A 20413-nucleotide genomic window follows, 5' to 3' on the forward strand; every position below is an offset into this window, starting at 1 on the left:
GGTTCCGCTGGTGTGTCGTGGGCGGGTGCCGGGCTCGGCTGTCGCTCCGAATCCGCCGGTGAGGGCGGGTACGATGCGCACGACGATAGCAACGCCCGACGATCCGCGCGACGGACATCCGCCCGACAGCGTCATCCTGCGACACATTCCCCCGGCGGCGCTCCGGTCCTACGCTGATGCCATGACCATGGGCACCAGGCACCGGGGCGCCGAGCGCCGAGTACCCGGTTCGCGCGTCATCGCGTCCTGCGTGGCGGTGGTGATCGCCCTGTCCGGGTGCACGACCGCCGGTTCGCCCGTGCCGCGGGCGACACGCGCAGCCTCAGCCGAGGACATCGTGGTCGAGTTCCGTCAGAACCGGGACCAGTACGCGAGCGACGGCGCGATCGTCCGGGTCGGTAACGGCGGCGACCACGACATCACGATCGTCGGACTCGAGCTGGCGGGGTCGGCGTTCACCGCGCCGACCGTCCGGGACCGATCCTCGACGGTCCGCGCTGGACAGACCACGGACCTCGCCGTCGAGCTGCCACCGATCGACTGCGACGCACGCGACGGGGACGTGCAGGTCGATCTCCTGCTCCGACTCGACGACGACTCGATCCTGTCCGCCGCCGACCTCCCCGATCCGACGAACGCGCTGCAGCGGATCCGTGCCTCGACGTGCACGGTGGCGGCCGTGCAGCGCATCGCCGAGGTGGCAGCAGCTCCCGGGATCCGCCTCGAGGGCGCCGGAGCCACGACGGTCGCCGTCCTGACGATCACTGCCGTGCCGACCGGCGCCCCGGGTCGGCTGGAGCTCGTCGCGCTGCGCTCGACCGTCCTGCTGCGACCGGCGCCGACGGACGGCGGCGGTGACCCACCCCAGGACTGGCCGCTCAGCCTGACCGTCGACGCCGCCGACGGCCCGCAGTCCTTCGAACTGCGGATCGTGCCGACGCGGTGCGACCCGCATGCCCTGGCGGAGGACAAGGTGGGGACCCTGTTCCCACTCGTCGTGCGGATCGACGACGGCCCGGAGGCCGTCATGACCCTGCCGCTCGACGCCGACACGGCGGAGGCGCTCAAGGATGCCGTCCGCGCGCGCTGCGCGTGAGGAGTCGGGTCAGCCGGCCACGGCGGGTGCCGGGACGACCTCGGCGAACGGCGCGAGGGCGGCGGCGAGCTCGGCACCGACCAGGGCGTGCACGATCGTGCCACGCTCGTCGTAGTCCGTCGACAGCACCTTGCCGCGTTCGTGCAGCAGCGTGACCAGGTCTCCGCGGTCGAAGGGCACGATGACGTGGACCTCGTTGCTCGGCGACGGGATCAGCGTCTCGATGCGCTCCATGAGCTCGTCGATCCCGAGACCGGTGCGGGCCGATACGAAGACGGCGTCCGGGACGAGACCGCGGAGCACGAGCAGCTGGCCGTCGTCCACGAGGTCGGCCTTGTTGAACACGACCAGCTCGGGGATGTGCCGAGCTCCGACCTCACCGATGACATCGCGCACGGTGGCGATCTGGCCGGCCGGGTCGGGGTGCGCGGCGTCGACGACGTGCACGATGACGTCGCTGTCGGCGACCTCCTCGAGCGTCGAGCGGAAGGCCTCGACCAGCTGGTGCGGCAGGTTGCGCACGAAACCGACCGTGTCGGCCAGGGTGTACTCGCGTCCGTCGGAGGTCACGTTGCGGCGGACCGTCGCGTCGAGCGTCGCGAAGAGCGAGTTCTCGACCAGGACGCCGGCCTTCGTGATGCGGTTCAGCAGGCTCGACTTGCCGGCGTTCGTGTACCCCGCGATCGCGACCGACGGCACCGTGTTGCGGCGACGGTTCGCCCGCTTGGCCTCGCGCGCCGGCTTCATCGCCGTGATCGACTTACGCAGTTTCGCCATCCGGGTGTGGATGCGGCGTCGGTCGAGTTCGATCTTCGTCTCACCGGGGCCCCTCGACCCCATGCCGGCCCCGGCACCACCGACCTGACCACCGGCCTGACGGCTCATGGACTCACCCCAGCCGCGGAGGCGGGGCAGGAGGTACTCGAGTTGGGCGAGCTCGACCTGTGCCTTGCCCTCTCGGCTCTTCGCGTGCTGGCTGAAGATGTCGAGGATGACCGCCGTGCGGTCGATCACCTTCACGCCGACCGCGTCCTCGAGTGCGCGACGCTGGCTGGGTGCGAGTTCCGTGTCGGCGATCACCGTGTCGGCGCCGAGCGCCTGGACGATGGACTTCAGTTCCTGGGCCTTGCCTCGACCGAGATAGGTGCTCGGGTCGGGGTGCGGTTTGCGCTGCAGGAGCCCGTCGAGGACGACCGCGCCGGCGGTCTCCGCGAGCGCTGCGAGTTCGCGCAGCGAGTTCTCCGCGTCGTGGAGCGCTCCCTGCGGGTAGACGCCGATGATGACGACGTTCTCCAGCCGGAGCTGCCGGTACTCGACCTCGGTGACGTCCTCGAGCTCGGTCGAGAGCCCGGCGACGCGACGGAGGGCCTGTCGGTCCTCGCGGTCGTACTGCTCGCCGTCGTCGGAGCTGCCGCCCGAGGTGTCGCCGGTCTGCAACGCCGCGGCACCGCTGCCGAACAGGGTGTACCCGCTCGATCGGGACGCGGCGCTCGTGAGCACGCGTGCGACGACGTCGTCGGGATCGGTGACCGAGGCGTCGTCCACCACCGCCTCGACATCGACATCGGTGTCGTCTGCGTGGTCCTGGGGTGCGTCCATCGGTGGTCTAGGCATCGCGTTAACCCTACTTCCTCCTGGTCCGGTACCGTTCCTGTATGTCGAACGAGCACTACTTCACCGCCGAACCCGCGAGCGAGTTGCAGCTCAAACCGATCACCGCACGCCTCGGCGGCGTCGACCGTTCGCTCGTCTCGGCGGGCGGCGTCTTCAGTCCGGGTCACCTCGATCAGGGCACCCAGGTGCTGCTCGCGAACACCCCCCCTCCCCCGCCGACGGGCGACCTCCTCGACATCGGCTGCGGCTGGGGCCCGATCGCCCTGTCGCTCGGGCTCGCGTCGCCGGACGCGACCGTCTGGGCGGTCGACGTGAACGAACGCGCGCTCGACCTGACCCGGATCAACGCGGAACGCCTCGGGCTCGCCAACATCCGTGCCGTCCCCCCCGACGACGTCCCCGACACGGTCCGCTTCGCGACCATCTGGTCGAACCCGCCGATCCGCGTCGGCAAGGACGAACTGCACCGCATGCTCATGCACTGGTTGCCGCGGCTCGAGGACGAGGGTGACGCCTGGCTCGTCGTACAGAAGAACCTCGGCTCGGACTCACTGCAGAAGTGGTTGCAGGAGCAGCTGCCGACGTCGTTCCACGTCGGACGTGCGGCCATGGCCAAGGGCTTCCGCGTCCTGCACACCCGGCGCCGGGAGCTCCGTTCGGTCTGACCAGCTCAGGCCAGGGTGATCGTCCCGGAGTAGACGAGCGTCGCAGGTCCGGCCAGCACCACGTGCTCGCCGTCTGCGCCGGGAACCATGCGCACCCCGAGCGCTCCGCCCGGCACCTCGACGCGCCAGTCGTTCGGAGCCGCCGCGCCCGCCCAGTGGCGGAACGCGAGCGCCGCGGCAGCCGTCCCGGTGCCACAGCTCAGGGTCTCGCCGCTCCCGCGCTCGTGGACGCGCATGCGGATCCGTGCCACGCCGTCGGCGATGAGCGGCTCACCCGGGACGACCAGCTCGACGTTTGCACCGTGCGGCGGTACGGGGTCGAGCTGTGGGACGTACTCCAGTTCCGCTCCGTCGAGTTCGGCGGCGTCGGCGACCGCGACGACGATGTGCGGGTTGCCGACGTCGATCCCGATCCCCGGGCGGGCCACGGGCAGCCCCTTCACCCGGACGAGCGTCTCCCGCTCGTCGAGGCTCCAGCGGCCGAGGTCGACGGCGTAGCCGAGCGGGTCGTAGCCGACCATCCGGACGCCGGCGCGGGTGCCGATGGCGAGCTGTTCGCCGGGGGCCAGCTCCACGAGCCCGCTCTCGAGCAGGTAGTGCAGGAACACCCGGATGCCGTTGCCGCACATCTCCGCGACCGAACCGTCGGCGTTGTGGTAGTCCATGAACCACTCCGCGGCAGGGTCTTCAGCGAGCACGGCCGCGCCGGCATCGAGGTGCGCGGACCGGACGGCGCGGATGACGCCGTCAGCCCCGATCCCGAAGTGCCGGTCGCAGAGCGCTGCGATCTGGCCAGGATCGAGCGCCTCCTGGCCGTCGGGATCGGAGAAGAGCACGAAGTCGTTGCCCGTGCCGTGGCCCTTCGTGAAGGAGAGTGTCGACGCCATCCGACCAGTCTACGGGCGCACTCGGCGGGCCAGCTCACTCGCCTCGGCGCTGCCGCCCTCCACCCAGGTGATCGCCGGATAGCGCTTGAACCAGCTGACCTGACGGCGCGCGTACCGCCTCGTCAGACGCTGGGTCTCGGCGATCGCCTCCGCTTCGGTGAGCTCCGACCGCAGTTGCGCCACCGCCTGCGCGTACCCGATCGCACGGACGGCGGTCACACCCTGCTCGAGGCCGTGGTCGAGCAGCTCGGCCGTCTCCGCGACGAGTCCCGCGTCCCACATCATCTCGACGCGCCGGTCGAGGCGCTCGACGAGGACCTCTCGCGGCGTCGAGACCCCGATGACCTCGACCGGCCGCCATGGGACGGGGCGTTCCGGAAGCGCTGCACCGTGGCCGCGCTCGGCCAACTCGTGGACTTCGAGTGCGCGCACGACCCGGCGGGCGTTCGCCGCATCGATGCGGTCGGCGGTCGCGGGATCGGCCACGCGGAGCCGCTCGATGAGCGCCGGGAGCCCCTCCTCCTCGAGTTCCCGTTCCAAGCGCTCGCGCAGGGCGCGGTCTCTCGGGGGGAATCGGAAGTCGTGGATGACGCTCGAGACGTACAGCCCGGAACCGCCGACGAGGATCGGCGTCACCCCACGCGCGGTGAGCTCGTCGATCACCGCGCGAGCCGTCGGCTGGTACCAGGCGACGGACGCCTCCTCCGTGACGTCCAGGACGTCGAAGAGGTGGTGCGGGATCCCGCGCCGCTCCTCCATGGGCAGCTTCGCGGTCCCGATGTCCATGCCGCGATAGAACTGCATGGCATCGGCGTTGACGATCTCGGCTGGACGCCCCGCCTCGCGGAGAGCGTTCGCCAGCTCGAGCGACAGTGCGGACTTCCCCGTCCCGGTCGCTCCGACGACCGCGAGGAAGCCGGTCACCGACGTTCGCCGTCGCTCGGGTCGTAGATGGGCGACGTGGTCACGCCGACGGTCGGCGCCCCGATGCGCAGGCCCGGCAGGCCGAGCGAGACCCGGCCGGGCTCCGCCGCACCGGCCGGCGTCGGCACGCCGCAGGAGTCAGCCTGAGCTCGATCCCAGGCGTCTCCGGCTCGCGTCCGACGAACCCGCAGGGGTCCATCGCCGGGTGCATCGGCGATGAGGTGGAACGACGCTGCCTCGGTGATGGTCACCGTCACGACGTCGCCCGGTCGCGGCACCTCGGAGCCCGCCGGCACTTCGAAGTGGACGAGCCGGGAGTCCTCGGCCCGCCCGCTCAGTCGATGCGTGGCGTCGTTCTTGCGGCCCTCGCCGACCGCGACGAGCAACTCGACCCGCCGGCCCACCTGGCGCTGGTTCTCCTCGAGACTGATGCGGTCCTGCAACGCGATGAGGCGCTCGTACCGCTCCTGCACGACGGCCTTCGGGACCTGATCGGGCATGGTGGCCGCCGGTGTGCCGGCACGGATCGAGTACTGGAAGGTGAAGGCGCTGGCGAACCGTGCGGCCTCGACCACGCGGAGGGTCTCCTGGAAGTCCTCCTCCGTCTCGCCGGGGAACCCGACGATGATGTCGGTGGAGATGGCCGCATGCGGGATCCTGGCACGGACCCGATCGAGGATCCCGAGGAAGCGCTCGGACCGGTAGGAGCGACGCATCGCCTTGAGGATGCGGTCGGAACCCGATTGCAGCGGCATGTGCAGTTGTGGCATCACATTCGGCGTCTCGGCCATCGCATCGATCACGTCGTCGGTGAAGGCGGCCGGGTGCGGGCTCGTGAACCGGACGCGCTCCAAGCCCTCGATCGTGCCGGCCGCCCGCAGGAGCTTGCCGAACGCCTGACGATCCCCGAACTCGACACCGTAGGAGTTCACGTTCTGCCCGAGCAGCGTCACCTCGATGGCGCCGTCCTCGACGAGGGCGCGCAGCTCACCGAGGATCTCGCCCGGGCGACGGTCCTTCTCCTTGCCACGGAGCGACGGCACGATGCAGAAGGTGCACGTGTTGTTGCACCCGACGGAGATCGAGACCCAACCGCTGTAGCTGGAATCGCGTTTGGTCGGGAGGGTGGAGGGGAAGGTGTCGAGCGACTCCAGGATCTCCAGCTGGGCCTCGTCGTTGTGCCGAGCCCGCTCCAGCAGCGACGGCAGCGAGCCCATGTTGTGCGTCCCGAAGACGACGTCCACCCACGGGGCCTTCCGGAGGATGACCTCTTTGTCCTTCTGCGCCAGACAACCGCCGACGGCGATCTGCATGCCGCTGCGCTGCTTCTTGATCGATGCCAGGTGGCCGAGGTTGCCGTACAGCTTGTTGTCGGCGTTCTCGCGGACCGCGCAGGTGTTGATGACCACGATGTCGGCCTGCTCGCCGTCCGCCTTGACGTAACCGGCTGCCTCGAGCGACCCGCTGAGCCGCTCGGAGTCGTGCACGTTCATCTGGCACCCGTAGGTGCGGACCTCATAGCTCCGCTGCCGACCTGACTCGTCGATCGCGGCGGGTGAGGCGCTGATGACCGTGGGCGTCTCGACGATGCTGCTCATACCGGCAGTCTACGCGCGGCCTGAGATGCCTCCGGTCAGCGGAAACTCACGCCGGAACGCTTCGACCCCGACAGGGCACGCGAGCACGCCTCACGGATGATCGCCGAGCCATATCCGCGTCTCGCGAGATAGGCCGACAAACGTCGCTCGGCCGTCGCCTGATCGAGGGAGCGCAGTTGACCAGCACGCTTCTCGGCGACGACCAGCGCTCGTCGGAGCTCGTCGTCGTCGTCGATGGCTTCCAGCGCCTCGGAGACGATCGAGGCGTCGATGCGTCGCGAGGAGAGCTCGCGGCCGATCACCGCACGGGACTGCCCCTTGCGGGTGTGCAGGCTCTCGACGAGCTGCCGGGCGAGTTCGGCGTCGTCGAGATAGCCGCGTCGGCGGAGCTCGGCGAGGACGTGCTCGACCTCGTCGGGTGCGGCGTCGTGGCCGCGGAGGAGTTCCGCGATCTCCCACTCGGAACACCCGCGGCGGGCGAGTCGCCGCACCGCGAGCAGGTCGAGTTCGGCCAGCCGGACCTCTGGATCGACGGGAGCCTCGACCTCATCGACTTCGGCGCGGTCGTCTGCGTCGTCGTCCTCCGGCGCCTCGACGACCGAGGTCCAGGCGAGCGTCCGCGGGGCGGGCTCGGGTGGTGTCGTCGGGCTCGTCGCTGCGCGGGCATCGCTCGATGCGTCGCCCGGCGGGGTGGCCTCCGTCTCGTCGCGCTCGGTGGACGTCCGTCGCAACGGAGCGACGGGACGCACGACGGGCGCGGCAACGACAGGAGCGTCGTCGGTCTGCCCGACGAACCAGCCGTCGGGCTCGGCAGCTGGATCGGGCGCCGGACGGCGCCCGAACAGCGAGGTCACGGGGGCCACGTGCTCCGACGACTCGTCGGCCGGACCGGCGGGAGGGAAGGAGACGACCATGGTGACCTCGCTGTTCGGGGCGTGCGTTACGCGCTGCGCTTCGCGGCGGACTTCGGTGCGCCGGCGGCTGCGAGCTGCGGGGCTCCACCGGTCGCCGCCTCGAGCGCGGCGGCCTCGGCAGCAGCGACCTCGGCTGCGGCGGCATCCGCGGCCTTCTTGGTTGCGGCACCCTCGGCACCGACACCGAGCTTGCCGAGGATCCGGCGCTCGATCTCAGCGGCGATGTCCGGGTTCTTCAGCAGGAAGTTCCGGGCGTTCTCCTTGCCCTGACCGAGCTGATCGCCCTCGTAGGTGTACCAGGCGCCGGCCTTCTTGACGATGGCGTGCTCGACACCGAAGTCGATCAACGACCCTTCGCGGGAGATGCCCACGCCGTACAGGATGTCGAACTCGGCCTGCCGGAAGGGCGGAGCCATCTTGTTCTTGACGACCTTCACGCGCGTACGGTTGCCCACGGCCTCCGTGCCGTCCTTCAGCGTCTCGATGCGACGGATGTCGAGGCGGACCGAGGCGTAGAACTTCAGGGCCTTACCACCGGCGGTCGTCTCGGGGCTGCCGAACATCACACCGATCTTCTCGCGCAGCTGGTTGATGAAGATCATCGTCGTGTTCGTCTGGTTCAGGCCACCGGTCAGCTTGCGCAGGGCCTGCGACATGAGGCGGGCCTGCAGACCGACGTGCGAGTCACCCATGTCGCCCTCGATCTCGGCACGGGGCACGAGCGCGGCGACGGAGTCGATCACGATGAGGTCGATGGAACCCGAGCGCACGAGCATGTCGGCGATCTCGAGCGCCTGCTCACCCGTGTCGGGCTGGGAGACGAGCAGCGAGTCGATGTCGACGCCGAGCTTCTTTGCGTACTCGGGGTCGAGTGCGTGCTCCGCGTCGATGAAGGCGGCGATGCCGCCGGCACGCTGGGCGTTCGCGATGGCGTGCAGCGTGAGCGTCGTCTTACCTGACGACTCAGGCCCGTAGATCTCGACGATGCGGCCTCGCGGGAGCCCTCCGATGCCGAGCGCGACGTCGAGGGCGATCGAGCCGGTGGAGACGACCTCGACCGGTGCGCGCTCGTCGCTGCCGAGGCGCATCACCGAGCCCTTGCCGAACTGACGGTCGATCTGGGCGAGTGCGGTTTCGAGGGACTTCTCGCGTTCAGCTGGACTTGGCATGGTGTGCTTCTCTCTGCTCGGTGTCGGGTGCCTATAGGCTGTCGCCGCGTGTTCCGGGACCCGCTTCTGCTGAAGGTCGGGGCCCGAGGGCGACAAGGCGTCGGTCGTTCCTGATGTCTCCGACGGTACGCGCCACCACCGACATGCACCGGTGGACGGCTCGATCCGTGCAGAACGCACTCACGAATGATCCTGTGGAGGACACTAGCACCAATAGAACGGATGTTCGATACCGATCGGGCGGCGTGTCGAAGACCGCTTCGCCCGTGGCGCTGGACGCGCTACGCGTCCGGCTGCAGCCGTCCGACGCCGTGGCGTCGCTCGTCCGGCACGTCGGTCGCGGTACAGAGCGCGATCCAGACGTCGCGGGGCGGGACACCGGCCCGCAACGCCTCCTCGGCGGTCTTCGAGCCGAACTCGGTGAGTCCGAGGTCACCGGTGAGTACCGCTCCGTACGCCGCGCCGAACTCGTCGGCGACGGCCGTCCTGAACTCACTCAGCTTCATTCCTGCTCCTGTCCCTTCCTCCGTCGTCCGTCCGGACGCGGAAACGCCCCGGGAGAGGGATCCCGGGGCGTTCTGCTGCCGTGCTCGCTCGATCAGCGGGAGACGAGTTCGTCCAGCTCGTTGACCAGTTCGTCCGGAACGGTGTCCGGGATGTTCGGGGAGAGACCCTCGATGACCGCGAGGCGGTCTCCGACCTCTCGCATGATGACGGAGATGGGGGTGTCGAGGGCGTCGGCCACCGAAGCGAGGATCTCGCTCGACGCCTCCTTCTGGCCTCGTTCGACCTCGCTCAGGTATCCGAGTGCGACGCTCGCCTTGCTCGCCACCTGGCGCAACGTGCGACCCTTCTGCAACCGGAAGTCCCTCAGCACGTCGCCGATCTCTTGACGGACTAGAACCACGTGACCCTCCCTCTGTGCTCTACGACCTCGTGTCGTACAGCGCTCTGCTTCTCCAACGCGGATTCACGTCGTCCCAGCTGATCGCCGTCTCGTTCGTGGATGGCCAACATTACAACCACCGTATGCCGAACAGTAACCAGGATCACTGGGCTTTTCTTGTGAATACGTCATCTGTAACGCGATGGAAACGGACGGTATTCCGCCGAACGGAGCCGGCGTTCACTGGAGTGCGCCGAGTTCGCGCACGAGGGCTTCCAACGCCAGCTCCACGGTCCGGTGTCGGATCTCCTGGCGGCCTCCGTCCAGGGTGAGCGGCACCACCCGTCCACCCGCTCGCGTCACGATGCCCACGAAGACCGTCCCGACGGCCTGGCCGTCCTGCGGGTCCGGTCCTGCGACGCCGGTCGTGGCGATACCGACGTCTGCCGGAAGCCCGTCGATCGCCAGGGCACGGCGCACGCCGTCCGCCATCTGGAGGGCCACCTCCGGGTGCACGGCGCCATGGAGCGCGAGGAGGCCGGCGTCGACTCCGAGCAACGAGTGCTTCAGGCGGGTGTCGTACGCGACCACACCGCCTCGGACCGTCGCGGACGCGCCGGGGACGCTGATGAGCGCCGCGGCCAGCAGCCCGCCGGTCAGGGACTCCGCGACACCGATCGTCAACCGGGCGTCGATGAGGGCGTGGACCGCCGAGGCGGCACCGGCGTCGGCCGACTCGACGGCATCGGACGTCATCGCTTGACCTGCCGGTCGGCGCGCGACCCCCGGACGGCGGTGACGACGTAGTCGATGCCGCTCGCGATGGTCAGGAGCACGGCGATGGTCATGAAGACCCCGTTCACCCAGAGCACCCAGTCACCGAGGAGCACCCAGAACGGCGCGAGGGCGAGTGAGATCGCGACGGCCTGTGCGAGGGTCTTGAGTTTCCCCATCCACGCGGCGGCGACGACATGGTCGGAGATCACGATGAAGCGGTGGACGGTGATGCCGATCTCGCGCACGAGCACGACGATCGTGACCCACCACGGCAGTTCGCCGAGGATCGACAACGCGACGAGCGCTCCGCCCGTCAGCACCTTGTCGGCGATCGGGTCGAGGATCTTGCCGAGGTCCGTCACGAGGTTGCGACTGCGGGCGATGTGTCCGTCGATGCCGTCGCTCGCGATCGCGACGACGAAGAGCAGGGCGGCCCACCACCGCAGTGCGCCGTCGGAACCGTCGTCCGCCAGCAGCATCCACATGAACACCGGCGCGAGCACGATCCTCGCGACGGTGATCGCGTTCGGGAGGTTCCAGTTCGAGATGCGCGGCTCAGCAGCCGACGCGTTCGATGCCGTCATGTCTACTCCCGACCGGTGAGACTCCAGGCGTCTTCGTCAGAACCGCCCTCGACCTCAGGATAGTCCTGGAACTGGGCCTCGACCGGGTCCGCACCGTAGCGGTCGGGCTCGACGCCGCCGGCAGCGCCGACGACCGGGGCTGCCGCGGCGGCTGTCGAGGCAGCCGCTGCGGGGGCCGGAGCGGCGGAACCGTCGTCCTCGCCGCGCAGACGGGCCAGGACACCCGGCAACTGCTCCGCGGTGACGAGGACGTCGCGGGCCTTCGAGCCCTCGGACGGGCCGACGATCTCACGCGACTCCATGAGGTCCATGAGTCGGCCGGCCTTCGCGAAACCGACCCGGAGCTTCCGCTGGAGCATCGAAGTCGATCCGAACTGCGTCGACACCACGAGCTCCGCTGCGGCGAGCAGGAGTTCGAGATCGTCGCCGATGTCCGCGTCGATCTCCTTGCGCTCCGCGACGGCCTGGACGTCCTTCCGGTACTCCGGCCGCGCCTGGTTCGTGACGTGTTCGACGACCCGCTGGATCTCGTTCTCGCCGACCCATGCGCCCTGCACACGGATGGACTTGTTCGCACCCATCGGCAGGAACAGGGCGTCGCCCTGACCGATGAGCTTGTCGGCGCCCGGCTGGTCGAGGATGACCCGGGAATCGGTGACGCTCGTGACGGCGAAGGCGAGGCGCGAGGGGACGTTCGCCTTGATGAGGCCGGTGACGACGTCGACCGATGGACGCTGCGTCGCGAGGACGAGGTGGATACCGGACGCGCGGGCCAACTGCGTGATGCGGACGATGGAGTCCTCGACGTCGCGGGGGGCGACCATCATCAGGTCGGCGAGCTCGTCGACGACGACCAACAGGTAGGGGTAGGGCTTCAGGACGCGTTCGCTGCCCGAGGGGAGGACGATCTCGTTGGCCACGACGGCCTTGTTGAAGTCGTCGATGTGCCGGTAGCCGAAGCTCGCGAGGTCGTCGTACCGCATGTCCATCTCCTTCACGACCCACTGCAGCGCTTCCGCCGCCTTCTTCGGGTTCGTGATGATGGGCGTGATGAGGTGCGGGACGCCCGCGTACGGCGCGAGCTCGACGCGCTTGGGGTCGATGAGGACCATGCGCACCTCGCTCGGCTTGGCGCGCATGAGCAGCGAGGTGATCATCGAGTTCACGAAGACCGACTTGCCGGAGCCGGTCGACCCGGCGACCAGGAGGTGCGGCATCTTCGCGAGGTTCGCGACGACGTAGCCGCCGCCGACGTCCTTGCCGACGCCGATCGTCATCGGGTGGTTGCTGTTCGTGGCCGCCGTCGAGCGCAGGATGTCGCCGAGGGTGACGATCTCGCGGTCGGTGTTCGGGATCTCGATGCCGATGGCGCTCTTCCCCGGGATGGGCGAGAGGATGCGGACCTCGTTGGACGCCACGGCGTAGGAGAGGTTCTTGCTGAGTGCCGTCACCCGCTCGACCTTGACGCCCGGGCCGAGCTCGATCTCGTACTGCGTCACGGTCGGGCCGCGCGAGAAGCCCGTGACCTTCGCGTCGACGCCGAACTGGTCGAGGACGCTCGTGATCGCAGCGACCGCTTCGTCGTTGGCCGCGCTGTGCGTCTTCGCTGGCTCACCCGCCGCCAGGGTCCCTGCGGACGGGAGACGATACGGCGTGTCGTCCTGGCCCTGCTGCGCCATCGGGCGCGCGGAGAAGTCGATCTGGTCGGGTGCACCGAGGAGCGCCGGGTCGAGGTCTTCGATGACCTCGGTCGCGCCGGGGATGCTGTCGTCGTGCAGACCCGTCTGCGGTTTGATCTCGCCCGTGTTGAACCGCTTGACGGCGCTCTCCGCCGCTTCGAGGTCGCCGAGGAGCTCGGAGCCGAAGGCGTCGTGCACCGGAGCGGCCTTTGGCGACGCGGCAGGCACGGCCACCGGTTCGAGCGGCGAGTCGAACCCGCCGGACGGCTTCTCGAGACCGAGGAGCTCGGTCATGTTGTCGCCCATGAGCGGGTCCTCGAACGTCGGGTCGTCCTCGCGACGGCTCGTGTTGCGACGCCACCACGGCAGTGCCGCCGGCTCGTCGGGTTCCTCGTCGAGGTCGTCGAGTCGCTTCGTCCGCGCGCTCTTCGGCTCCGCGGGCTCTCCTTCTGGTGCCTCCGGCTGCTCGCCGAACATCCAGGTGGAGAACTGCCGCACGCGGGCACCGACGCGGTTCGGGGGCGTCTTGGTCACGATGAAGAGGCTGAGGAGGATCAGGAGCGAGATGAGGACGGTCGCGCCGATCGGGGTGATGATCGCTGCGAGCGGAGCGCCGAGGATCCAACCGAGGAGACCGCCGGCCTGCGCCAGCGCAGGCAGGCCCTGACTCGGATTCGGCTGGCCGCCGTGGATGTGGCAGAGCGCCGAGATGCTGATGAGAAGCAGACCGAGGCCGATGCTGATGCGGCCGTTGTCGTCGACCGAGGCCGGGTGCCGGAACAGCCAGACCGCGAACACGATCATGATGACCGGGAGCACGAAGGCGAGTCGGCCGAAGAGGCCGCCGAACGACCAGGCGTCGAAGGTCTGGGCGACCGGGTCGGCCGCGCCGAACCACTCGACGACGGCACCGACGACGGCCAGCAGGAAGAGCAGGAAGGGGAAGCCGTCGCGACGGTCCTCCTTGGCGATTCGCTCGGGGCCGAGGGCTCTGACCGCTCCACCGACGCCGTGCGCGAGACCGAGCCACATCGAGGTCAGCACACTGCGCTGCTCCTCGGCGGACGGATAGGCGACGGTCTTCTGCTGCTTCGTCGTCGACGCGCCCGCCTTGGTGCCGGGCTTGGTGTTCGTCTTCGTGCTCGTGGTGCGCGACGAAGCGCCGCTCGGCGAGGAAGCGCTGCGCGAACGGCTGGTCGAGTTGGAACGTGCGGCCATGCGTTCACGGTACTCGTCGCCACCGACGCAGCCCGGCAAGCTGGCGGGGTGTCCACGATCCGCGATCCGCCGGGCGGTCAGCGCAGATTCAGGACCATCGTGTCACGGGTCCCCCGCCGGTCCACGGTCGCGAACCCCTCGGTGCGGTACAGCGAGACGGCGTGGTTCGCCCGCTCCACGCTCAGGCTGATGCGCTGGTACCCGGCCGCTCTGGCGAGCTGCACGGTCGCGCGGAGCAACTGCCGGCCGACACCCTGGGCGCGGTGGATCGGACTGACCCCCAGGATGAGTTCGGGGACGCCGCCCGCCACGTACCCGAACCCGGGTGCATCGGACGGGAAGAGTCGATACCAGCACGCCCCGACGGGCGCACCGTCCTGCCCGACGGCGACGACCCCGGCGTCGCCGGGGCGACGCCAGCCGTGCACATACCGGGTGTGCTGCGCATCGGCGAGGACGGCGGACCGGGGACGGGGCGCGACGGCGTTCCAGTTCGCCGCCTCGACCATCATGTCGGTGAGGACGCGCACATCAGCCACCGCGGCGTCGCGGATCGAGTAGACCGCCATGGACGGATGGTACGCCACCGGTGTTTCGAGCAGATGACGCGCGAGGGGTCGCCGTCGGTCAGTACCGGATGGCGTCGATCACCTTCACGCGGACGGCGACGAGCGCCGGGAGGAGCCCGGCGATCGCCCCGACGGCCGTGGCACTCACCAGCCCGAGGACCGCCGCCTCGATGGGGAACGGCGGGAAGTCCGTCACGAGCCCTTGACCGATGAACTGCTCGACGATCGGACTCTTCACGACGGCGACGGCGAGCATGACGCCGATGACCCCGGCGACGAAGGTGGCGACGACACTCTCCATCATCACGGCGAAGAACACCCGCGGCGCGGTCGCCCCGAAACTGCGTCGGATCCCGATCTCGCGGATCCGCTGGCGGACGGTGACGAGCGAGAGGTTGATCAGCCCGAGGGCTCCGAGCAGGAGGATGAGCCCGGCGACCGCGCCGACCACGAGCTTCAACGACAGGAGCGGGTCCTCCCCCGTCTGGCCGAAGTCGTTGCGGAACACGTCGACGCCGTACGCGTCACCGAGTTCGGCACGCAGGTCGGACTGGATCCGCTGGGTGAAGGCCTCGGCGTCCGCGTTCGGGACCCAGAACTCGAACTGCGGCAGCTGACCGGGCTGCCCCATGCCCTCCTCGGCGCCGGACACCGGACCGATGAGCGCCGTCCCCGCGGGCAGGATCGACAGCTGCGGTTCGGTGTCCCACTCGTTGCTCGCGTACACCCCGACGATCACGGCCGTGACCGGGTGCTCACCGTGGACCGTGACCGTGGGGTGCGTCTCGATGGGTGGTGAGCCCAGGCGCTGCCAGAACGCCGGGTTCACGACGATCGCGGGTGCGAGGCGGTCGCCGTCGTCCTCCTGGAACCAGGCGCCCTCGTCGAGTCTGATGCGGTGCATCTCGCCGTATGGGACGTCGACGACGGTGGACTGCACCGGCACGGTCCCGTCGGCGAACTGCACGTTCAACTGGGTGCTGCCGGATTGCGAGACGTACCCGATGCCGTACCGCTCGGCGAGGTCGTGCACCGCCGTGATGTAGGTCTCCGGGTCGGGTTGCTCCGTTCCGGTGCCGTAGGCCGAAGCCATGAGCGTGGCGGGCCGGCCGCCGTAGCGTTCCTGCGACTCGGTCTGGGCCTGCGCCGCGAGCGACGACATGCCGACCATGCTCGTGAGGGCGCACACCGCGACGCCGACGCCGATGAGCGAGAGGATGACCCGGCCACGATGGATCCGCAGCTCCTGGGCGGCCTCGACGACCGCTCCGACGATCGAGGTCAGGATCCTAGACATCCGCTGCCTCCAGTTCGTGATCGGGGGTGAGCACGCCGTGGTCGAGACGGTGGTGGGTCGTCGCGAGTCGGGCGATCGCCCGGTCGTGGGTGATCGTCACGAGGGCGGCGCCCGTGGAGGTCGCCACCTCGTCGAGCAGGGACATGACGGAGGTGCCGGTCTCGACGTCGAGAGCGCCGGTCGGCTCGTCCGCGAGGATGAGCCGTGGCCCGCGGACGAGTGAGCGCGCGATCGCGACGCGCTGCTGCTCGCCGCCGGACAGTTTCGTCGGCATCGCATCGAGGCGGTCACCGAGTCCGACGCGTTCGAGCATCGCGGCGGCGATCTCGCGGCGACGCCAGAACGAGCGTCCACTCGCGTAGAGGAGCGGCGTCGTGACGTTCTCGAGCGCGGTCCGGCCCGGCAGGAGGTTGAACTGTTGGAAGACGAAACCGATCTGGGCTCCGCGCAGGCGGTCGCGCGCACCGGACCCGAGACGCTCCGCCGGCCGGCCGTCGAAGACGAGCGATCCGGAGGTCGGCTTGTCGAGCAGGCCGAGCAGGTTCAGGAGCGTCGACTTGCCCGAACCCGACCGACCGACGATGGAGACGCGATCGCCCTCGTGCACCTCGAGGTCGACGCCGTCGAGGATCGTCAGCGGCGGCGCATCGGGGATCTGGACGACCCTGGTGACCCCGCGGAGTTCGAGGAGCGTCACCCGACCGACCCGTCGCAGGCCATGCTGCCGTCCGGAAGCGTGGTGCACCCTTCGGGCGCGGGTGCGACGGCTCCAGGGACGAACTGGAGCACCGAGTCGCCTTCGGCGACACCGTCGACGATCTGCACCTGCTGTCCGTCGTTCAGTCCCAGCGTGACCGGCCGTTCCTCCTGCGCACCGTCGGCGCCGACGACCCAGACGGTCCCGGTCCCGGCCGAACCCTTGACCGCGGTCGTCGGGAGCACGAGGACGTTCTCGGCGACGCCGCCCGCGAGTTCGATCGTCGCGGCGAGTCCGGCGAAGACCCGGACGTCACCGGGCACCGCGCAGGTGACGGCGGTTCCGCCGGCACCGGGTGTCTGCCCGGATCCACCACCCGTCGTCGGCTCCTCCTCGTCGCCACCGCTCGACGGCGTCGTGACGCGCACCGCCGGACAGACGAACGGGGCCGGGCCGCCGTTGATGGTGACCGTCGCCTCGCCGGGGATGGTGAGCAGACGGTACTGTTTGTCGGCGCTCAACGCCCCGGTGATCGAGAACGTGGCCGGTGACACCTGCGCCACCGCGTCGCCGATTTGCACCGACTGCCCGTGGATGAGCTTGACGTTGCCGAGGGTGCCCGCGACCGGCGCGGTCACCTGCACGTACCGCTCCTTGCCTTCCTCGTCGATCGTCTTGACGTCGAGGATGGGATCGCCCTCCGCGAGGACGGCCCCCTTGGCCGCGAACACCTCGTCGACGGTCCCGGCGACGGTCGACTTCGCCGTGCTGGCCGGGTCGGCGACGACCTGGCCCTCCACGGAGACGGTGTTGACCACGGTGCCGAGGGCCGCCTGGACCTGTGGTTCCACGAGGCTCCCGGTCGGCTGCGTCGGCCCCTCCTCCTGCGGTGCGTCCGGGAAGAACGCGACCTTCACGAGCGCCACCGCGATCGCGGCGAAGACGAGCAGTTTCAGAATGGGGAACACCCAGGTGCGGACAATGCCCACGCCGACCTCCGGAATCCACCGCAGTCGGAGTGACGAGCGGCCATAGGGGATTCCAAGGTAGCAACGCGGAAGGCGGCCGGACATCACCCTCGCGAATGATGTTCGACCGCCTCCTGGCGGGTGGGACCGAGCGGACCCGACCCGTGATCAGGCCTCGATGACGAGCGGGACGATCATCGGGCGGCGACGGAAGGACGTGTTGACCCAGCGGCCGACGGTCCGACGGATCACCTGCGACAGCGCGTGCGTGTCGCGGACGCCGTTCTCCGCCGCCTCGGCGAGTGCCTTGGCGACCTTCGGCTTGATGTCGGCGAAGACCTTGTCATCCTCGGCGAAGCCCTTCGCGTGCACCTCGGGGCCGGAGATGATGTGCCCGGTCTTCGAGTCGACGACGACGATGACCGAGATGAAGCCCTCCTCCGCCAGGATGCGACGGTCCTTGAGGTCGGCGTCGGTGATCTCGCCGACGGTCGAGCCGTCGACGTAGACGAGCCCGACGTCGAGCTGGCCGACGACCTTCGCGACGCCGTCCTTCAGGTCGATGACGATGCCGTCCTCGCCGATGAAGGTGTTCTGCGCCGGGACACCGCTGTCGATCGCGAGCTTCTGGTTCGCGACGAGGTGACGGTACTCGCCGTGGACCGGGAGCACGTTCTTCGGCTGGAGGATGTTGTAGCAGTAGAGCAGCTCACCGGCGGCTGCGTGACCGGAGACGTGGACCTTCGCGTTGCCCTTGTGGACGACGGTGGCGCCGAGCTTCGTCAAGCCGTCGATGACCCGGTAGACCGCGTTCTCGTTGCCCGGGATGAGGCTCGAGGCGAGGATGACGGTGTCGCCCGGGCCCGGCTCGATCGCGTGGTCGAGGTTCGCCATCCGACTGAGGACGGCCATCGGCTCGCCCTGTGACCCGGTCGACATGTAGACGATCTTGTCCTCGGGGAGGTCCTTCGCCTTCTTGTAGTCGATGAGCAGGCCCTCGGGGACGTTCAGGTACCCGAGGTCGGCTGCGATCCCCATGTTGCGCACCATGGAACGACCGAGGAACGCGACCCGGCGGCCGTGGGCGTGAGCCGCGTCGAGGACCTGCTGGACGCGGTGCACGTGACTCGAGAAGCTCGCGACGATGACACGGCGCTCGGACTTCGCGATGACCTGGTCGAGGACCGGCCCGATGGACCGCTCGAGCGGTGTGAAGCCCGGCACGTCGGCGTTCGTCGAGTCGACGAGGAAGAGGTCGACGCCTTCTTCACCGAGGCGGGCGAAGGCGCGGAGGTCCGTCAGGCGGCCGTCGAGCGGCAGCTGGTCCATCTTGAAGTCACCGGTCACGAGGACGGTGCCGGCGTCGGTGTCGATGAACACCGCGAGCGCGTCCGGGATCGAGTGGTTGACCGCGACGAACTCGAGGTCGAACGGCCCCAGCGCCTCGATCTGGCCCTCCTTCACCGGCAGGGTGTAGGGGACGATGCGGTGCTCCTTGAGCTTCGCCTCGATGAGCGCGAGCGTCAGGCCGGAACCGATCAGCGGGATGTCCTTGCGGAGCTTCAGGAGGTACGGCACGGCGCCGATGTGGTCCTCGTGACCGTGCGTGAGCACGACGCCGACGATGTCGTCGAGCCGGTCCTTGATGGAGGTGAAGTCGGGCAGGATCAGGTCGACGCCCGGCTGGTGCTCTTCGGGGAAGAGCACGCCGCAGTCGACGATCAGGATCTTGCCGTCGATCTCGAAGCAGGTCATGTTCCTGCCGATCTCGCCGAGTCCTCCGATGGGGATGACGCGGAGCGTCCCCGGCTCGAGGACTGGCGGATCGATGATGGTATTGGGCATGTAGCCCCCCTCTGGTTTGTCTAGCGAGTCGTACCGGCGACCTTGGGCAGCGCGCCACCGGCGGCGGCGTTGCGGTCTGGCCGGAAGTTGCGGAAGTCGACGCCTGGGATGTCCTTCACCAGGTCGATCTCATCCTCGATCTGCGCAGCCTCCCACTCCTCCGGACCGACCAGCGGAAGACGTACCCGCGGGCTCTGGATCCGGCCGAGGCCGTGCAAGATGTATTTGGCGGCGACGGTGCCGGGGACGTGGGTCATGACCGCGCGCACGAGGGGCTCGAGCTGCCGGTGCGCCGCGGTGGCCGCGGCGAGGTCGCCGGAGTTCACCGCGTCGACCATGTGTCGGTAGGGCGTCGGCGCGATGTTGGCCGTGACGCCGATGAGGCCGGTGCCACCGATGGCGAGCGTGGGCAGTGCGTTGGCGTCGTCGCCCGCGAAGTACATGAGGTCCGTCTGGTTCATGACCCGGCTCACCTCGCTGAGGTCGCCCTTGGCGTCCTTCACCGCGAGGATGTTCGGGTGCTTGGCCGCACGCAGGATCGTCTCGTAGGTGATGGGGATGCCGGTTCGCCCCGGGATGTCGTAGAGGATGACCGGCAGATCCGTGGAGTCGGCGATCATGCGGAAGTGGGTGAGCACGCCGGCCTGGGTGGGCTTGTTGTAGTACGGGGTGACGATCATGTTGCCGTCGGCACCCGCCTGCTCGCTCTTCTTCGCGAGCTCGATCGCGTGGGCCGTCTCGTTGGATCCACCACCGGTGATGATCTTCGCGCGCCCGCCAGCGACGGCTTTGCCGACCTCGACGAGCTTGACCTTCTCCGGGTCCGTCAGCGTGGACGTCTCACCCGTGGTGCCGGTGACGACGATGCCGTCGGCCCCCGCGGTCACGACGTCGTCGATGTGTCGCTCGACGGCCTTCCAGTCGACCTCGCCGTCGGCGGTGAACGGCGTCACCAGGGCGACGAGGACTTGACCGAAGGGGTTCTCTGCACGCGACACCCTCTCAGGCTATCGGGTTTCCCTCTTG

The 20413-nt window shown here is 69.3% G+C and carries 19 protein-coding genes; 2 read left to right on the forward strand and 17 right to left on the reverse strand.

Annotation, left to right across the window (positions count from 1 at the left end):
* Nucleotides 1-181 precede the first annotated feature (181 nt).
* Nucleotides 182-1096, forward strand: coding sequence for a hypothetical protein (locus EAO79_RS15390; RefSeq protein WP_124769506.1), 915 nt, complete (start codon nt 182-184; stop codon nt 1094-1096).
* A gap of 9 nt (nt 1097-1105) precedes the next feature.
* Here EAO79_RS15390 and hflX read toward each other — a convergent pair whose 3' ends face one another.
* Nucleotides 1106-2710 (reverse strand): GTPase HflX, encoded by a 1605-nt coding sequence (gene hflX, locus EAO79_RS15395; RefSeq protein WP_241160903.1) that lies wholly within the window; start codon nt 2708-2710, stop codon nt 1106-1108.
* Between the two features lie 41 nt (nt 2711-2751).
* Here hflX and EAO79_RS15400 point away from each other — a divergent pair, with 41 nt between their 5' ends.
* The gene (locus EAO79_RS15400; protein ID WP_124769507.1) at nt 2752-3375 is read left to right on the forward strand and encodes a class I SAM-dependent methyltransferase; all 624 of its coding nucleotides are present in this window, start codon (nt 2752-2754) and stop codon (nt 3373-3375) included.
* A 5-nt stretch (nt 3376-3380) separates the two neighbouring features.
* On the opposite strand, the gene dapF is transcribed toward EAO79_RS15400, so the two are convergent.
* The 16 genes from dapF to dapA all read right to left on the reverse strand — a co-directional run bounded on the left by dapF (nt 3381) and on the right by dapA (nt 20385).
* Nucleotides 3381-4262: a diaminopimelate epimerase gene (gene dapF / locus EAO79_RS15405; protein WP_124769508.1), complete on the reverse strand. Its 882-nt coding sequence runs from the start codon at nt 4260-4262 to the stop codon at nt 3381-3383.
* Nucleotides 4263-4271: 9 nt separating this feature from the next.
* On the reverse strand, nt 4272-5186 hold the full coding sequence (miaA, locus tag EAO79_RS15410) for a tRNA (adenosine(37)-N6)-dimethylallyltransferase MiaA (protein WP_124769509.1): 915 nt from the start codon (nt 5184-5186) through the stop codon (nt 4272-4274).
* Nucleotides 5183-6784, reverse strand: coding sequence for a tRNA (N6-isopentenyl adenosine(37)-C2)-methylthiotransferase MiaB (miaB, locus tag EAO79_RS15415; RefSeq protein WP_124769510.1), 1602 nt, complete (start codon nt 6782-6784; stop codon nt 5183-5185). Before miaB ends, miaA begins: the two co-directional genes overlap by 4 nt.
* 35 nt (nt 6785-6819) lie before the next feature.
* Entirely contained in the window at nt 6820-7698 is an 879-nt protein-coding gene (locus EAO79_RS15420; protein ID WP_124769511.1) for a regulatory protein RecX, read from the reverse strand.
* 26 nt (nt 7699-7724) lie between these two features.
* Nucleotides 7725-8867, reverse strand: a complete 1143-nt coding sequence (recA, locus tag EAO79_RS15425) for a recombinase RecA (protein ID WP_079707085.1) — start codon at nt 8865-8867, stop codon at nt 7725-7727.
* A 281-nt stretch (nt 8868-9148) separates the two neighbouring features.
* Nucleotides 9149-9373, reverse strand: a complete 225-nt coding sequence (locus tag EAO79_RS15430) for a DUF3046 domain-containing protein (RefSeq protein WP_124769512.1) — start codon at nt 9371-9373, stop codon at nt 9149-9151.
* 92 nt (nt 9374-9465) lie between these two features.
* Nucleotides 9466-9774: a helix-turn-helix domain-containing protein gene (locus tag EAO79_RS15435; RefSeq protein WP_056012120.1), complete on the reverse strand. Its 309-nt coding sequence runs from the start codon at nt 9772-9774 to the stop codon at nt 9466-9468.
* 219 nt (nt 9775-9993) lie between these two features.
* Nucleotides 9994-10509 carry a CinA family protein gene (locus EAO79_RS15440; RefSeq protein ID WP_079707087.1) on the reverse strand — a complete coding sequence of 172 codons (516 nt, stop codon included), beginning with the start codon at nt 10507-10509 and terminating at the stop codon, nt 9994-9996.
* Entirely contained in the window at nt 10506-11114 is a 609-nt protein-coding gene (pgsA, locus tag EAO79_RS15445; RefSeq protein ID WP_079707088.1) for a CDP-diacylglycerol--glycerol-3-phosphate 3-phosphatidyltransferase, read from the reverse strand. The genes EAO79_RS15440 and pgsA overlap by 4 nt, the downstream gene beginning before the upstream one ends.
* Nucleotides 11115-11116: 2 nt before the next feature.
* The gene (locus tag EAO79_RS15450) at nt 11117-14011 is read right to left on the reverse strand and encodes a DNA translocase FtsK (protein ID WP_124769513.1); all 2895 of its coding nucleotides are present in this window, start codon (nt 14009-14011) and stop codon (nt 11117-11119) included.
* A 77-nt stretch (nt 14012-14088) separates the two neighbouring features.
* Nucleotides 14089-14580, reverse strand: a complete 492-nt coding sequence (locus EAO79_RS15455; RefSeq protein ID WP_079707090.1) for a GNAT family N-acetyltransferase — start codon at nt 14578-14580, stop codon at nt 14089-14091.
* Nucleotides 14581-14638: 58 nt separating this feature from the next.
* Nucleotides 14639-15877, reverse strand: coding sequence for an ABC transporter permease (locus EAO79_RS15460; RefSeq protein ID WP_124769514.1), 1239 nt, complete (start codon nt 15875-15877; stop codon nt 14639-14641).
* Nucleotides 15870-16574, reverse strand: a complete 705-nt coding sequence (locus EAO79_RS15465; protein WP_079707092.1) for an ABC transporter ATP-binding protein — start codon at nt 16572-16574, stop codon at nt 15870-15872. Before EAO79_RS15465 ends, EAO79_RS15460 begins: the two co-directional genes overlap by 8 nt.
* Nucleotides 16571-17563 carry an efflux RND transporter periplasmic adaptor subunit gene (locus tag EAO79_RS15470; protein ID WP_124769515.1) on the reverse strand — a complete coding sequence of 331 codons (993 nt, stop codon included), beginning with the start codon at nt 17561-17563 and terminating at the stop codon, nt 16571-16573. The genes EAO79_RS15465 and EAO79_RS15470 overlap by 4 nt, the downstream gene beginning before the upstream one ends.
* A 147-nt stretch (nt 17564-17710) precedes the next feature.
* Complete coding sequence (locus EAO79_RS15475; protein ID WP_064294449.1) at nt 17711-19387, reverse strand: ribonuclease J; 1677 nt, start codon at nt 19385-19387, stop codon at nt 17711-17713.
* Nucleotides 19388-19407: 20 nt separating this feature from the next.
* Nucleotides 19408-20385, reverse strand: coding sequence for a 4-hydroxy-tetrahydrodipicolinate synthase (gene dapA / locus EAO79_RS15480; RefSeq protein ID WP_124769516.1), 978 nt, complete (start codon nt 20383-20385; stop codon nt 19408-19410).
* Nucleotides 20386-20413: the final 28 nt, after the last annotated feature.

The organism is Plantibacter sp. PA-3-X8, from assembly GCF_003856975.1.
GTDB lineage: Bacteria > Actinomycetota > Actinomycetes > Actinomycetales > Microbacteriaceae > Plantibacter > Plantibacter auratus.